At 32.9% G+C, this 14,370-nt stretch carries 14 protein-coding genes and 1 tRNA gene; 8 read left to right on the top strand and 7 right to left on the bottom strand.

Going from position 1 to position 14,370, the window contains the following annotated elements; all coding sequences use genetic code 11:
• Window positions 1-219 precede the first annotated feature (219 nt).
• Complete coding sequence (locus V7P59_RS10965) at window positions 220-663, top strand: hypothetical protein (protein WP_333810202.1); 444 nt, start codon at window positions 220-222, stop codon at window positions 661-663.
• 227 nt (window positions 664-890) lie between these two features.
• Here V7P59_RS10965 and V7P59_RS10960 read toward each other — a convergent pair whose 3' ends face one another.
• Window positions 891-1,199, bottom strand: coding sequence for a rhodanese-like domain-containing protein (locus V7P59_RS10960; RefSeq protein WP_333810201.1), 309 nt, complete (start codon window positions 1,197-1,199; stop codon window positions 891-893).
• Between the two features lie 128 nt (window positions 1,200-1,327).
• On the opposite strand from V7P59_RS10960, the gene V7P59_RS10955 reads away from it, so the two are divergent.
• Genes V7P59_RS10955 through V7P59_RS10945 form a run of 3 tightly spaced genes read left to right on the top strand, consistent with a single transcriptional unit; the run spans window position 1,328 to window position 3,027 of the window.
• Entirely contained in the window at window positions 1,328-1,780 is a 453-nt protein-coding gene (locus tag V7P59_RS10955) for a MarR family winged helix-turn-helix transcriptional regulator (protein WP_333810200.1), read from the top strand.
• Window positions 1,781-1,795: 15 nt separating this feature from the next.
• A complete protein-coding gene (locus V7P59_RS10950) occupies window positions 1,796-2,428 on the top strand; it encodes an NAD(P)H-dependent oxidoreductase (protein WP_333810199.1) in 633 nt (210 codons plus the stop codon).
• A gap of 32 nt (window positions 2,429-2,460) precedes the next feature.
• Window positions 2,461-3,027, top strand: coding sequence for a YceI family protein (locus tag V7P59_RS10945; RefSeq protein WP_333810198.1), 567 nt, complete (start codon window positions 2,461-2,463; stop codon window positions 3,025-3,027).
• 69 nt (window positions 3,028-3,096) lie between these two features.
• Here the strand turns inward: V7P59_RS10945 and V7P59_RS10940 are convergent, their stop codons facing one another.
• Window positions 3,097-3,639, bottom strand: coding sequence for a hypothetical protein (locus tag V7P59_RS10940; RefSeq protein ID WP_333810197.1), 543 nt, complete (start codon window positions 3,637-3,639; stop codon window positions 3,097-3,099).
• Between the two features lie 86 nt (window positions 3,640-3,725).
• The gene (locus V7P59_RS10935) at window positions 3,726-4,625 is read right to left on the bottom strand and encodes a hypothetical protein (RefSeq protein WP_333810196.1); all 900 of its coding nucleotides are present in this window, start codon (window positions 4,623-4,625) and stop codon (window positions 3,726-3,728) included.
• Window positions 4,626-4,784: 159 nt separating this feature from the next.
• Between V7P59_RS10935 and V7P59_RS10930 the strand changes: the two genes are divergently transcribed.
• Window positions 4,785-5,711 (top strand): SIMPL domain-containing protein, encoded by a 927-nt coding sequence (locus tag V7P59_RS10930; RefSeq protein WP_333810195.1) that lies wholly within the window; start codon window positions 4,785-4,787, stop codon window positions 5,709-5,711.
• A gap of 56 nt (window positions 5,712-5,767) precedes the next feature.
• On the opposite strand, the gene V7P59_RS10925 is transcribed toward V7P59_RS10930, so the two are convergent.
• From V7P59_RS10925 to V7P59_RS10910, 4 genes are all read right to left on the bottom strand, one after another.
• Window positions 5,768-5,843, bottom strand: a tRNA-His gene (locus tag V7P59_RS10925).
• A 98-nt stretch (window positions 5,844-5,941) separates the two neighbouring features.
• Complete coding sequence (bshB1, locus tag V7P59_RS10920) at window positions 5,942-6,658, bottom strand: bacillithiol biosynthesis deacetylase BshB1 (protein WP_333810194.1); 717 nt, start codon at window positions 6,656-6,658, stop codon at window positions 5,942-5,944.
• Window positions 6,659-6,688: 30 nt separating this feature from the next.
• The gene (locus tag V7P59_RS10915) at window positions 6,689-7,723 is read right to left on the bottom strand and encodes an isochorismate synthase (RefSeq protein ID WP_333810193.1); all 1,035 of its coding nucleotides are present in this window, start codon (window positions 7,721-7,723) and stop codon (window positions 6,689-6,691) included.
• Window positions 7,723-8,148 carry a hotdog fold thioesterase gene (locus tag V7P59_RS10910; protein WP_333810192.1) on the bottom strand — a complete coding sequence of 142 codons (426 nt, stop codon included), beginning with the start codon at window positions 8,146-8,148 and terminating at the stop codon, window positions 7,723-7,725. Before V7P59_RS10910 ends, V7P59_RS10915 begins: the two co-directional genes overlap by 1 nt.
• Before the next feature lie 191 nt (window positions 8,149-8,339).
• Between V7P59_RS10910 and V7P59_RS10905 the strand changes: the two genes are divergently transcribed.
• From V7P59_RS10905 to purL, 3 genes are all read left to right on the top strand, one after another.
• Window positions 8,340-9,899 (top strand): hypothetical protein, encoded by a 1,560-nt coding sequence (locus tag V7P59_RS10905; RefSeq protein WP_333810191.1) that lies wholly within the window; start codon window positions 8,340-8,342, stop codon window positions 9,897-9,899.
• Between the two features lie 20 nt (window positions 9,900-9,919).
• A complete protein-coding gene (locus tag V7P59_RS10900; RefSeq protein WP_333810190.1) occupies window positions 9,920-10,552 on the top strand; it encodes a DUF1579 domain-containing protein in 633 nt (210 codons plus the stop codon).
• A gap of 137 nt (window positions 10,553-10,689) precedes the next feature.
• Entirely contained in the window at window positions 10,690-14,355 is a 3,666-nt protein-coding gene (gene purL, locus V7P59_RS10895; RefSeq protein WP_333810189.1) for a phosphoribosylformylglycinamidine synthase, read from the top strand.
• Window positions 14,356-14,370: the final 15 nt, after the last annotated feature.

The following is a 14,370-nucleotide window of genomic DNA, read 5'->3' as shown; positions in this document are numbered from 1 at the left end:
AAATTATCTCTTTTTTATGCAAGTATTTGTATATTTGAGTTGTGCAACAAGCACAACGGTTTGCTTCAATGGCTACTTCCGGATTTTCCTACGGAAAATCCGCTGCTCAATGGAATGTTTTGTTATATTTGTAATGGCTTGGTGCTGTTGCAACGCCACTGAGAGCAAGCCGCAGAACGCCGTTAGCAAACATTATACTAGAATTCACGATAGTTCTTTATGAATAAAAAATATCCATATACAGAAAAATACTCAAGAGAACAACTTGAGAAAGCAAATCCAAATTTGTATGTAAAAAAATCTAAAATAAATCGTAAGAAGTTAATAGCAATAATTTTTGTAGCCCTCGTCATGATATTTGTTATTGGAATATGGAATTATCAAACTGAGAAATATCTAAGAAATGAAGGTGTTCAAGCAAAAGCCAAAATATCTTCTATTAAATCGGAATATAGGAGATTAAATGATATAGAACTTACTCGGGTTCGTACTTATAGTATTGAATATAAATTTCTTTATAGTTCTGATACAGTTTATGGATTGGATATTATCCAAAAAGAAGACCTTAATGAATATTTTGATAAAATGCCAAAGGTTAATGACTCAATAGAAATACTTTATGATGCCCAAAAAAATGAACATAGCAGAATAAAAAAGAAATAACGATTTGCCAATAGCCTTTTGCTTCAATAACTACTTCCGGATTTTCCTACGGAAAATCCGCCGCTCAATTGAATGTTTTGTTATATTTGTAATGGCTTAATGTTAGTGCAACGCCACTGAGAGCAAGCCGCAGAACGTTAAAAAAAAACTAAATAGCTATTTTTGTCTCCTCGCCATTTTTAAAAGTATAAAGAAAGAAAAAAATCCGCTCTTCAGCGGATTTCTTTTTATTCTGTTGGTCCTTCCCAATTAGAAAAACCGCCTATTAAATTAAAGGTATTTTCAAAACCTAATTGTTCCATGGCGTTACAAGCGTTGGCGCTACGTACTCCTGCCGCGCAATACACATAATAGTTTTTCGATTTGTCTAACTCCTCTATTTTATAAATAAATCCTTGTCCTTTATAGATATCAATATTTATAGCACCGGGAATATACCCATCGTTAAATTCATCTTCGGTACGAACATCTACTATTACGCCGTTTGCATCTTGCAAAAACTGGCTCCACCACGTATTTTGATCTAAGTTTGTCATTGTATCTTTTTTTTCCAAAAGTACTATCAAAAAGTGCATTTTAAAAACTTTAACAAAAATTTATCAAACATTTGTACATACAAATAAAATTATTACTACATTTGTACATACAAATTTTACAACATCAAATGAGAATAGAAGAAATCATAAAACCTAACTCGCCAATGGCACTAGAGAAGAAAACATTACTTAATGTAATGTATACTCAAAATGTCATTTCGGAAAAGTTTAATGAGATATTAAAACCATTTGACCTTTCCCCTGAACAATTTAATGTGTTGCGCATTTTACGTGGACAAAAAGGAAAGCCTGCTAATATGTGTATGATACAAGAACGCATGATTGCCAAAACGAGTAACACTACCCGCTTAGTAGACAAATTGTTATTAAAAGAATTAGTGCTTAGAGAAGTTTGCCCCATCAATCGCCGTAAAATGGAAATTACCATTACCGAGAAAGGTTTAGAACTTTTACTACAATTGGATCCTTTAGTAGAAGCACATGAGCGTTCTTTTTCTCAAAATTTGACTGTTGAAGAATTAGAATTATTAAACGAATTGCTAGAAAAATTTAGAAATTAAAACCCAACATTTACTATGAGTCATTTTATAGAAAATCAAAAATGGCGTTATGCCACAAAAAAATTCGATGCTACTAAAAAAGTATCAGCAACAGATTTAGAAACTTTAAAAGAAGCTATCCAATTGAGTACTTCTTCATACGGACTACAGTTATACAAAGTATTCATTATCGAAAACCCTGAAGTAAGAGCTAAATTACAGCCAGCTTCTTGGGGACAATCCCAAATTGTTGATGCTTCTCACCTATTTGTATTTGCAAACATTGTTGATGTTAAAGAAAACCACATTGATGAATATGTTCAAAACATTGCCAATACAAGAGGTTTATCTGTAGAAGATTTAAAAGGATATTCTGATTTTATGAAATCGAAAATTGTTCCTCTACCTGTAGACAAAAAAGCCGTTTGGACCTCAAAGCAAACTTATTTGGCTATGGCAAACTTAATGAATGCTGCTGCCGAATTAAAAATTGATGTAACTCCAATGGAAGGCTTTGAACCAGAGCAATATAATGAAATACTAGGTTTCAATGCTTTAGGATTAAACGCTTCATTAGTAGCTGCTGTTGGATATCGTCATGAAGAAGATGCAACACAACACTATGCTAAAGTTAGAAAACCAAAACATGAATTATTTATTACTATTTAATTATAACTATTAACATTTAAACATTTTTAAACATGAAAAATTTCAAATCAATCGCATTAGCTATTGTAGCTTTCGTATCATTTGCAACTACTGCTCAAACAAGTAAAAAAGTAGATGCTTCAAAAAGTACTATTAACTGGGTTGGTAAAAAAGTAACTGGATCACATGAAGGTACAATTACTCTAAAAGAAGGTACTTTAATTTTTAAAGGAAAAAAATTAGTGGGTGGAAACTTTACAGTTGACATGACTACAATTAATACAACTGATTTAGAAGGTAAAGGAAAAGCAAACTTAGATGGTCACTTAAAATCTGACGATTTCTTTGGTGTTGAAAAATTCCCAACAGCTACTTTAGTTATCAAATCTCTTGGTGAAAAAGGAAATGGAGTTTATGCTGTAACTGCTGATTTAACAATCAAAGGAAAAACAGAATCTATTAAATTTGATTTAGCGGTTGCTGCAAATTCAGCTACAACTACGTTAAAAGTAGATAGAACTAAATATGACATTAAATATGGTTCAGGAAGTTTCTTCTCTGATTTAGGTGACAAAACTATTTATGACGATTTTGATTTAACTGTTAAGTTAGCGTTCTAATTACGTGGGAAATATTGCTATGAAAAACAAAAAAGCCTTGAAGAAATTCAAGGCTTTTTGTTTCACTATTTAAGGCAACGTAATTTCTCCTAAAAATAACGTCCATACTTCTTTTTTTGATGATCCAAAAGTTTTCATTATTGGTTTAAATACTATTTTTTGAAAATATTGAAATTCCATTGGGATTTTATTTTGCGTAACAATAAGTTGATATTGAGTTGTCCAATAATCTGAAGCTACAATGGAACTTTCATAATTTGAAACCGTGAATGTATAATTTTTATTGGCAATTTTATCAATCAAATCAGATAACAAAATAGTATTTTTTTCGGTCGAAGTAAAATCGATAACCATTACTTTTTCACTTTCAAATAGTCTAAAAATACTCGATTTGATTTCTGTTTTTAAAGTTTCAGTTGTCGATTCGTTTGATAATAAAGTCAAATATTGGTAATAATCCTCAATTTTTAATGTAGCACTTTCTTGATACGCTTTTACTGAAGCCGATGTAAAATTAGCCTTTATTGCCGTTGATGCAGGTGTATTTGCATTTTGTCCAAATAGAGAAAATGTAAATAGTAAAAACATAAAAAGGAAACTTCTTCTTATCATAATATTCAGTATAAACCACATAGAAACATAGAAAATAACTTGTTTGAGTTGTTCAAAACAAAACTATGTGTCTATGTGTTTAAAAATTATTCTTGTATAATTCGTATAAATTTAATTTCATTCTTATCATTGCTTTGAATATCAATTACTTTCATTCGTTTCAAAGCAACACTGGGAACAATCAACTTTTCAGAAAACTCTTGCTTGTTGAAATATTCAATACCTAAATCATTTTTCAACATTACTAAAACTTCTAAATCATCAGCTAAAATTTTTTGCAATTGTTCTTTTCGAGTTTCCCAATCTTTTATGTCCGATTTCATGAAACCTTTTAGCATCATCGCATAATCATCAGGCTGTAAAGTAATCGTATTTGCGCTTTCTTTCCCCACCACAATTGTTTTATCTTTATAATACGGACTCTTTAAAACAATTTTAGTGCTTTCTTTTGATGAAATTTGAATTTTTGAATCTACAATCTCAACTGGTGTTTCAATATCATTTTCAATCATTACAGCTTTTACTTCATCACTGTTAATTTGTTCTTCTGTAAAAGCATTCTTAACTTCAATAGTTTGCACTTCTTCCTTACTCAAATAGCGATACATAAAAATTCCGAGTAAAAACAAACCTATAAATCCAATACTAAAAACTACTTTATTATTTCGTTTTGGTTGGGCAACAATTGGAGCAACTTCTTGTTTCCTTTTAAACACATACTCATCCCAGCCCGAATAACCTACCAATTGTGATAAAATATCCAACATATCTTTTCTTGGCAATTTATCGTTGGTTTCGACTTTCAAATGTGTATAAATCCATTTTTCGCTGACCGTTTGTTTCACCTCAAGCGCAATCAAATCGATTAAATTTTGAATGTCTTGCGAACTAAACGTTTTCCAATTTCCCTCAAAATAAGGATACTGCTTCTGATAGGTCAAAAGCACATCATTTTTAAGTTTATGAAATACGTCTATTAGATTCATGTTTATTTGGGTCAAAAATAAGGGTTTGCAAATTTTTATTTACTGTAAAACCACTGTAAATGTAGCGAAAAAACTTTACAGCAACAGGAAAGTGGTTTTGCTAAATATTTTTCTTTTATCGAAAGTACTATTGCAATCAAATCATTAAAATATAAAATTATGAAATCACAAGTATCTTATTTAAACGAAAAAATCAATTGGATTATTGTAGCAGTAGTATTGACATTTGGTGTAGCTCACGCTCAAATTAGTGGCAATCAAGTTTATGGAAATAATCGCTACAACGAATACAACTACAATCAAAACACTTTACCTAATAATGCAGTGGTAACTATCAACGACAATCATTTAACCGTTACCGTAAAAATGCTCCTTAATAAAAAAGCAGATGGATTTGTCATTACATTAGGATTAAATCAAGAAGACGAAACGGTTTCGGGTTGCAGTAAAAAAATAAATGCTCGAATAGATGGCTTTTTAGATAAAATTAAAACGTTCGGAATTAAAAAAGAAAACTACTACATCGATTTTATTTCGCAGACCAAAATTTACGATTTCAATGTTAATTCAGATAACGCTCAGCAAATTGATAAAGGTTTTGAAATCAAAAAAAACATCATTATTACAACTTCCAATGCTAATAGTTTGGAAAAATTAATTGCAATAGCCTCCGATTTTGATATTCACGATATCATAAAAGTCGAATATTTTAATAATGATACCAATGCAATTCACAATTCGCTTTTTGATGAAGCTTTGGTTTTAGCAGAAGCGAAAAAAATCAGATACATGAAATCGTTTGGAAAGCGAGTAATTGGAACACCAAGCGCTACAGAAGAATTTGCGACTGTTTTTCCAAAAACACAATACAAAATGTACCAAGCTTTTGAATCGGGCGAAATTGAAACGAATTACAGCAACCACAATCAGTACTTAAAGAAAATCGCCCGAAAAAACAAAACCTTCTACTACGACGGAATTTCCAGTGCCGGTTTTGACAAAGTCATCAATCCTAATCAAACAGAAGTTGGTATTCAATATGTATTGACACTTACGATGACGTATAAAATTGACACTTCGATTTAAGGAAAGTTTGTTGAATAAAAAAAGCCCTGAATTTCTTCAGGGCTTTCCAATGTTAAGGGTGAAAGACGGGTCTCGAACCCGCGACCTTCGGAACCACAATCCGACGCTCTAACCAACTGAGCTACAATCACCATTTGTTTTGAACAAGAGAATCTTAATTCTTTTGCGAGTGCAAATATAGGCGTTTCCTATAATCTTGCAAAGATTTTTTTTACTTTTTTACGACTATTTTATTTCAAATCACCTAACCTATTGACAGCCAAATATCTTTCGGTTGTAAAACCTTCTGCAAACTCTACTCCTACTAATCTTCCAAGGTCTTGAGCACGGTATTTTATGCTATCTAAAAAGTTCTTTGAGGCAATTGGTGTAACAGGTTCATTCGATTTTGGATCATAAAATTGCGAACTATACGCCATTACCGATTCCATTTTTTGATCTATAAACTCAGAAATATCAACTACAAAATCAGGTTCTATATTTTGCCATTGAATGTAATGATATACCACTTTTGGTCGCCACGCTTCTTGTGCTTCATCATTAAATACCGTTTTAATCTGTCTTAAACCAGACAAAAAACAAGCATCGCTAACCAATTTACTTCCTTTTCCGTGATCGATATGTCTATCTGTAATGGCATTACACAACACAATTTCAGGTTGATAATTGCGAATCATTTCAATTATCTTTATTTGATGTTCTTCATCGTTTACAAAAAAACCATCACGCATATCTAAATTTCTGCGCACAGTAACCCCTAGTATTTGGGATGCCTTAGCCGCTTCTTCATTGCGAATAGCCACAGAACCACGCGTGCCTAATTCACCACGAGTTAAATCAATTATTCCGACTTTCTTACCTAAGCTTATTTCTTTGGCTATAGTGCCGCTGCAACCTAATTCTACATCATCAGGGTGTGCTCCAAAGGCTAATATATCTAATTTCATTTTCAGTTTATAAGTTTATCGTTTAAGAGTTTAAAAGTGTTTCGCAACTAAAACATTTCGCACGGTCATTGACTTATTTTCCGTTTCAATGAACTCCTTTTCAGGATTACTGTCTTTTGTGATGCCACAACCTACGTAAATATTCACAACATCATTTTCCACTTCTAAACAGCGTAAATTTACGAATAAATCGGTTTGGTTGTTTTTGTTATATTCACCTAAAAATCCAGCGTAATATTTTCGATTATAATCTTCATTTTTAAGAATAAAATCGATGGCTTTTTCTTTGGGTAAACCACAAACCGCTGGTGTTGGATGCAATGTTTTTATCAAATCATTCGCTTGAAAATCAGCTGTTAATTCGCCTGAAATAAACGATTTTAAATGAGCTAAATTTCCAGCTTTAACTGTTTTAACATCAGTAACAATAAGTTGTTTTACTTTATCTTTTACTTTATCTAAAATATAATCAGTAACAAATTGCTGTTCTTCAATTTCTTTGATGGACCAACTTACATTTTCTGAATACAATTGCGTTCCTGCCAAAGCTACCGTTTCAAACTGATTCTGATTGATTTTCACCAATTGTTCTGGCGTTGCTCCCATCCATAAACCAATTTTAGGATGAAAAAACAAATAGCGAAAAGCCGTTTGATAAGTCGAAATAAGATTCTCAAAGGTTTCAACTATTGAAATTTGTTGCTTCAAGATAATTTTTCTAGACAAAACTACTTTATCAAATTCGCCTTGTTGAATGGCAGAAACTCCTTTAGAAACTAAATTCTCAAAAGCTTCTTTTTGACTACTGCTTAAAGTGAAGTTTTGAACTTCTTTTTTCTCTGTATTGTCAATTGCGCCTTGTAAAAACGTATTACCTTCAAACGGAACTACAACTTGTTTTCCTTCATGAAAAGGCATAATTACAAATCCAGCTTGATTAGAAAATTCGATAATTTCATCATTTTGTTGAATAAGTAAATTCCAAACTGTTTCATTTGGTTTTACATAGCAAACAAACGGATTTTGTTGCGATAATATAGTCTGTATTTCTTCAAAAACTTGCATTATTGTCTTCTCGATAATACCATATTTGTTAATTTACATAGCGAAATTAACTTTCCTTGTTCGTCAACAATTCTAATTTCCCACAAATGTAAACTTGCACCTTTATGAATAATTTTAGCTGTAGCTGTAACCATTCCTTCGCGCTTACTTTTTAAATGGTTTGCTGAAATTTCGATACCACGAACTTCTTGCTTTTCAGGATTTACAAACATTAATGATGCAGCACTTCCTACACTTTCAGCTAAAGCCACTGTTGCTCCACCATGTAATAATCCCATTGGTTGATGTACTCTTGGATTTACTGGCATAGTAGCAGTTAGAAAATCTTCACCTGCATCGGTGTAAACAATATCTAAGGTATTCATTAAAGTATTTTTGCTCCAATCGTTACACAATTGCAACATTTTTTCTCTATCAAACATCATAACTTTATTTTTGGTAAAATTAAGCATTCCGAATAGAATAATTCATGTTATTTAACGTTTTATAAATATTTATCACATAACTGAAATTGACTCAAACAAAATAATTACTACATAGAATCTATGTGGTTAAAACGAAAAGTTTATTTTCAAAAATTTAAATTAATAATTACATTTACCAAAATTAATTCTACATGCGTCGTTTATTACTTTTATTATTAATAGGGTTTGCCGTTTCATTAACATCTTGTCGAAACGATTTTGATTTTGAATCAAGAACTGGTGGTTTAGAATTTTCTAAAGACACTGTTTATTTAGACACTGTTTTCACTAACATTGGTTCAAGCACTTACACTTTAAAAGTTTACAATAGAAGTGATAAAAATATTTCAATTCCATCTTTAAGACTGAAAAAAGGAACAACATCTAAATACCGATTAATGGTTGACGGAATGGCAGGTCAAGTCTTTGAAAATGTGGAGTTACTTGCAAAAGATAGTATGTATATTTTTATATCAGTAACTGCTGAAGTTGCCGATGCTAATCCTACTGATTTTTTATATACTGATCAAATTCTCTTTGGAGAAGAATCCAATCCAAATCATCAAAAAGTCGAATTAGTTACGCTAATTCAAGACGCTTATTTTATTTATCCAGGAAGAGTTCAAAATCCAGATGATACCTATACTTATGATGAGTTAAATTTAGGAGTTGATGGCAATGGAAATCCCATTACAATTCGTGGTCGATTTTTAGAAGAAACGAATCCAATGAATGGAAACGAATTACATTGGACCAATAATAAACCGTATGTTATTTATGGTTATGCGGCAGTTCCTTCCAACAAAACTTTGGTAGTTGATGCAGGCGCCAGAATTCATTTTCATGCCGAATCAGGTTTAATTGTAGCTAATAATGCTTCTATTCATGTCAACGGAGCTCATTCTACAACAACTGCTTTAGAAAATGAAGTTATATTTGAAGGTGATCGACTCGAACCGGGATTTTCAGAAACGCCTGGTCAGTGGGGAACCATTTGGTTCACGCAAGGTAGTACTAACAATCAAATTTCAAATTTAACAATAAAAAATGCTACTGTTGGTATGCTTGTTACTGGAAATGATGGAACTCCTACACCAACTTTAGACCTTGAAAATATTCAAATTTACAATTGCTCTAATGTGGGGATTTTAGCCCGAACTGGAAATATTGAAGGCCGAAATGTAGTTATTAATAATTGTGGTCAAACTTCATTTGCTGGAAGTTTTGGAGGAAGTTATGAATTTGTACATTGTACTTTCGCTAATTATTGGCCAACACCAAATCAAACAGCAGTTTTATTAGACGATTATGATGGAAGTGTTAGTTATGCGTTAACAAAAGCAAATTTTAAAAACTGTATTATTCACACTTCAAGCAATTTTGGAATTGTATTGAAAAAAACAGGAAGTACATTTGTTTTTAATTTTAATCATTCTTTAATCAAGTTTGCTGATTTTAGTAATCAATTTATAAACAATCCATTGTATGCTTTTTCAAATAATGCTCTATATACTAACTGTTTGATAGCTACGAATTCAACCGTAAACAAACCTGATTTTAAAGATGCTAGAAAAAATAAATTAATTATTGGACAAAATTCAGCTGCTAAAGGAACTGCAAATATTACCTATTCTACTTTCAATGATATTTTAAACAATCCAAGAAATGGAGCAACAGATATGGGTGCTTACAATTGGACTACTTTTGACTAATCAATTAAAACTATACAATTATGAAAAATCTCTCTTTATCTCTTTTAATTATTGGTTTAACATTTATTTCTTGTAAAAAAGAAGAAACTCAAAAACCAGAAGAAACCGTTTCAAAAGAAGAAATTGCATCAGAAACAAAACCAGATTCTGCAACCGTTGCTAAAGCTTGGGCAGATTATGCAACTCCATCAAAAGCTCACGAAATGCTTGCAAAAGATACTGGAACATGGGATGCAGATATGACTTTTTGGATGGAGGGAAATCCTGAACCACAAAAAGCAAAATCGGTAGCCGTTTACAGAATGATTCTGGATGGTAAATACCAAGAAGGAATTTACAAAGGTGATATGTGGGGAATGCCTTTTGAAGGTAGAGGCATGACTGCTTATGACAATGCTTCTAAAGAATATATTGCCACATGGGTGGACAATATGGGAACTGGAATGTTAGTTTCTCGTGGAAAATATGACGAAGCAACTAAAACGTTAACCTTTAATGGTGCTATGGTTGACCCAGTTACTGGGAAAGAAAAAATGATAAAAGAAATTATCACTTACATTGACGAAAACACACAAAAAATGGAAATGTTTGATATCGATGCAAATAAAAAAGAATTTAAAACTATGGAAATTCTTTCAAAAAGAAGAAAATAAAATTAAAAAACTCCTTACAAACTGCCATTTACTAGTGGCAGTTTTTTTTTGTCTTAAACTTTATTATTAATGCTTTTGAAATTCTAACTTTTTAGAATAAATTTGCACTTTCAACAACACACAAACAACAACACACAATGATTCATTTCTTCGGAAACCAATCCAACACCGTATTTGCGGTTCAAACGCAAAACGAATTATCGACTGAAGACATCAACAAATTAAATTGGCTTTTTGGCAACGCACATAAAATAGAAAAATCCGTATTGTCGGATTTTTTTGTTGGACCACGTGCCGCTATGATTACGCCTTGGAGTACAAATGCGGTAGAAATTACTCAAAACATGGGAATTTCTGGTATTATTAGAATTGAAGAATTCCAAAAAGTAAGTGCTGATTTTAATGATTTCGACCCAATGCTTTCGCAAAAGTATTCGGAATTAAACCAAGAAATTTACACGATTAATATCCAACCTGAACCTATTTTAGATATTGAAGATATTGACGCTTACAATAAATCAGAAGGTTTAGCATTAAGTCCTGAAGAAGTGGACTATTTGAACAACCTTTCTACAAAATTAGGAAGAAAATTAACCGATTCTGAAATTTTCGCTTTCTCTCAAGCGAATTCAGAACACTGTCGTCACAAAATTTTCAACGGAACTTTTGTGATTGATGGCGAAGAAAAACCAACTTCTTTATTCAAATTAATTAAGAAAACATCGGAAACCAATCCAAACGATATTGTTTCGGCATATAAAGATAACGTAGCTTTTATTAAAGGTCCGAAAGTAACACAATTCGCTCCAAAAAGCGCTGATAAACCTGATTTCTACCAAGAAAAGGAATTTGATTCGGTACTTTCCTTAAAAGCAGAAACACATAATTTCCCAACCACAGTTGAGCCTTTCAACGGAGCTGCAACTGGTTCTGGAGGAGAAATTCGTGACCGTTTAGCAGGTGGACAAGGTTCGTTACCATTGGCAGGAACTGCTGTTTACATGACATCGTATTCTCGTTTGGCAGAAGAACGTCCTTGGGAAAACGGAATGGCTGAAAGACCATGGTTGTATCAAACACCAATGGATATTTTGATTAAAGCTTCAAACGGAGCTTCTGATTTTGGAAATAAATTTGGGCAACCTTTAATTACGGGTTCTATTCTGACTTTCGAACATGAAGAAAACAACCGTAAAATTGGTTACGATAAAGTTATCATGCAAGCGGGTGGAATTGGTTACGGAAAATTAGATCAAGCGATAAAAAAGAAACCTACAGCTGGCGATAAAATCGTTATTTTAGGTGGAGAAAATTATAGAATTGGAATGGGTGGAGCTGCGGTTTCATCAGCAGATACAGGAGCTTTTGGTTCAGGAATTGAATTAAATGCTATTCAACGTTCCAATCCTGAAATGCAAAAACGTGCTGCTAATGCTATTCGTGGTTTGGTTGAAAGTGATAACAATCCAATTGTTTCTATTCACGATCATGGTGCAGGTGGACATTTGAATTGTTTATCGGAATTAGTTGAAGAAACTGGAGGATTAATTGATTTAGATAAATTACCTGTTGGTGACCCAACACTTTCAGCTAAAGAAATCATCGGAAACGAATCGCAAGAAAGAATGGGATTGGTTATTGGTGAAAAAGATATCGAAACCTTACAAAGAATTGCAGACAGAGAGCGTTCTCCAATGTATCAAGTGGGTGACGTAACTAACGACCATAGATTTACATTCGAATCAAAATCGACTGGTGTAAAACCAATGGATTATGCTTTGGAAGATTTCTTTGGAAGTTCACCAAAAACTATCATGACGGATAAAACCGTTGCTACAAACTATTCAGATTTAGAATATAACAAAGAAAATATTGGAAGCTACTTAAGTCAGGTTTTACAATTAGAAGCAGTAGCTTGTAAAGATTGGTTAACAAATAAAGTAGACCGTTGTGTAGGCGGACGTGTAGCAAAACAACAATGCGTGGGTCCATTACAATTACCGTTGAACAATGTCGGAGTTATGGCATTGGATTTCAAAGGAAAAGAAGGTATTGCCACTTCACTTGGACACTCGCCTATTTCGGCTTTAGTAAATCCTGTTGCGGGTTCAAGAACTGCTATTGCTGAGGCGTTATCAAATATCGTTTGGGCTCCGTTAAAAGACGGTTTACAATCAGTTTCATTATCTGCCAACTGGATGTGGGCTTGTAAAAACGAAGGAGAAGACGCTCGTTTATATGAAGCTGTAAAAGGTTGTTCTGATTTTGCTATTGAATTGGGAATCAATATTCCAACCGGAAAAGATTCGCTTTCGATGAAACAAAAATATCCAAATGATGAAGTAATTGCACCAGGAACGGTAATTATTTCAGCTGCTGGAAATTGTTCGAACATTACGAAAGTCGTAGAACCTGTTTTACAAAGAAACGGCGGAAATATTTACTACATCAATTTATCGCAAGATTCCTTTAAATTAGGTGGAAGTTCATTTGCTCAGGTGTTGAATAAAATTGGAAATGACGTTCCAACGATTCAAAATTCAGAATTCTTCAAAAAAGCGTTCAACGTTTTACAAGATTTAATCAAAGACAGAAAAATTAAAGCAGGACACGATATTGGAAGTGGTGGTTTAATCACTACTCTATTAGAAATGTGTTTTGCAGATGATAAATTAGGTGCGTTAATCGACTTGACTTCATTAGGAGAAAAAGATACGGTTAAAGCCTTATTTAATGAAAATATCGGTGTTGTTTTCCAAGCGAGTGCTGAAGTGGAAGCGACTTTCGCCAAACATAACATTGAAATTTTCAAAATTGGTTCGGCTATCGATGGTGATGCGTTTACAGTTATCAATGGTGAAGATAGTTTGACATTCAGTGTTGCAACATTAAGAGATACTTGGTACAAAACATCTTTCCTTTTAGATTCCAAACAATCTAAAAACGGAATGGCGCAAGCACGTTTTGACAATTACAAAAACCAAAAATTACAATTCACTTTCCCATCGCATTTTACAGGTAAATTACCTGTGATTGATGCTTCAAAACCAAAACCAAAAGCAGCTATCATTCGTGAAAAAGGAAGTAATTCTGAACGTGAAATGGCAAATGCTATGTTCTTGGCAGGATTTGATGTAAAAGATGTTCACATGACCGATTTAATTTCGGGAAGAGAAACATTGGAAGACATTCAATTCATTGGAGCAGTTGGAGGATTCTCAAATTCGGATGTTTTAGGTTCGGCTAAAGGTTGGGCTGGAGCGTTTTTATACAACGAAAAAGCGAACACCGCTTTGAAAAACTTCTTCAAACGCGAAGACACACTTTCAGTTGGAATATGTAATGGATGTCAGTTATTAATGGAATTGGAATTAATTAATCCAGAACATGAAGTTCACGGAAAAATGCATCATAATACTTCAAACAAACACGAGAGTGGATTTACTTCGGTAACGATTCAGAAGAATAATTCGGTAATGTTATCAACATTAGAAGGAACTACTTTAGGCGTTTGGATTTCACATGGTGAAGGAAAATTCAAATTACCATATTCAGAAGATAAATATAATATTGTAGCAAAATACGCTTACGAAGGTTATCCAGCCAATCCAAATGGTTCTGATTTCAACACTGCTATGATGTGTGATGCTACTGGAAGACATCTAGTAATGATGCCACACATAGAGCGTTCGACTTTCCCTTGGAACTGGGCACATTACCCAGAAAGAGAACAAAAAGATGAAGTTTCGCCATGGTTAGAAGCTTTTGTGAATGCCAGAAAATGGATTGAAAGCAGAAAATAAATACACGGAAAGCCT

It is taken from the genome of Flavobacterium sp. (assembly GCF_036782315.1).
GTDB lineage: Bacteria > Bacteroidota > Bacteroidia > Flavobacteriales > Flavobacteriaceae > Flavobacterium.
This window is presented reverse-complemented; position numbering and strand designations above follow the sequence as displayed.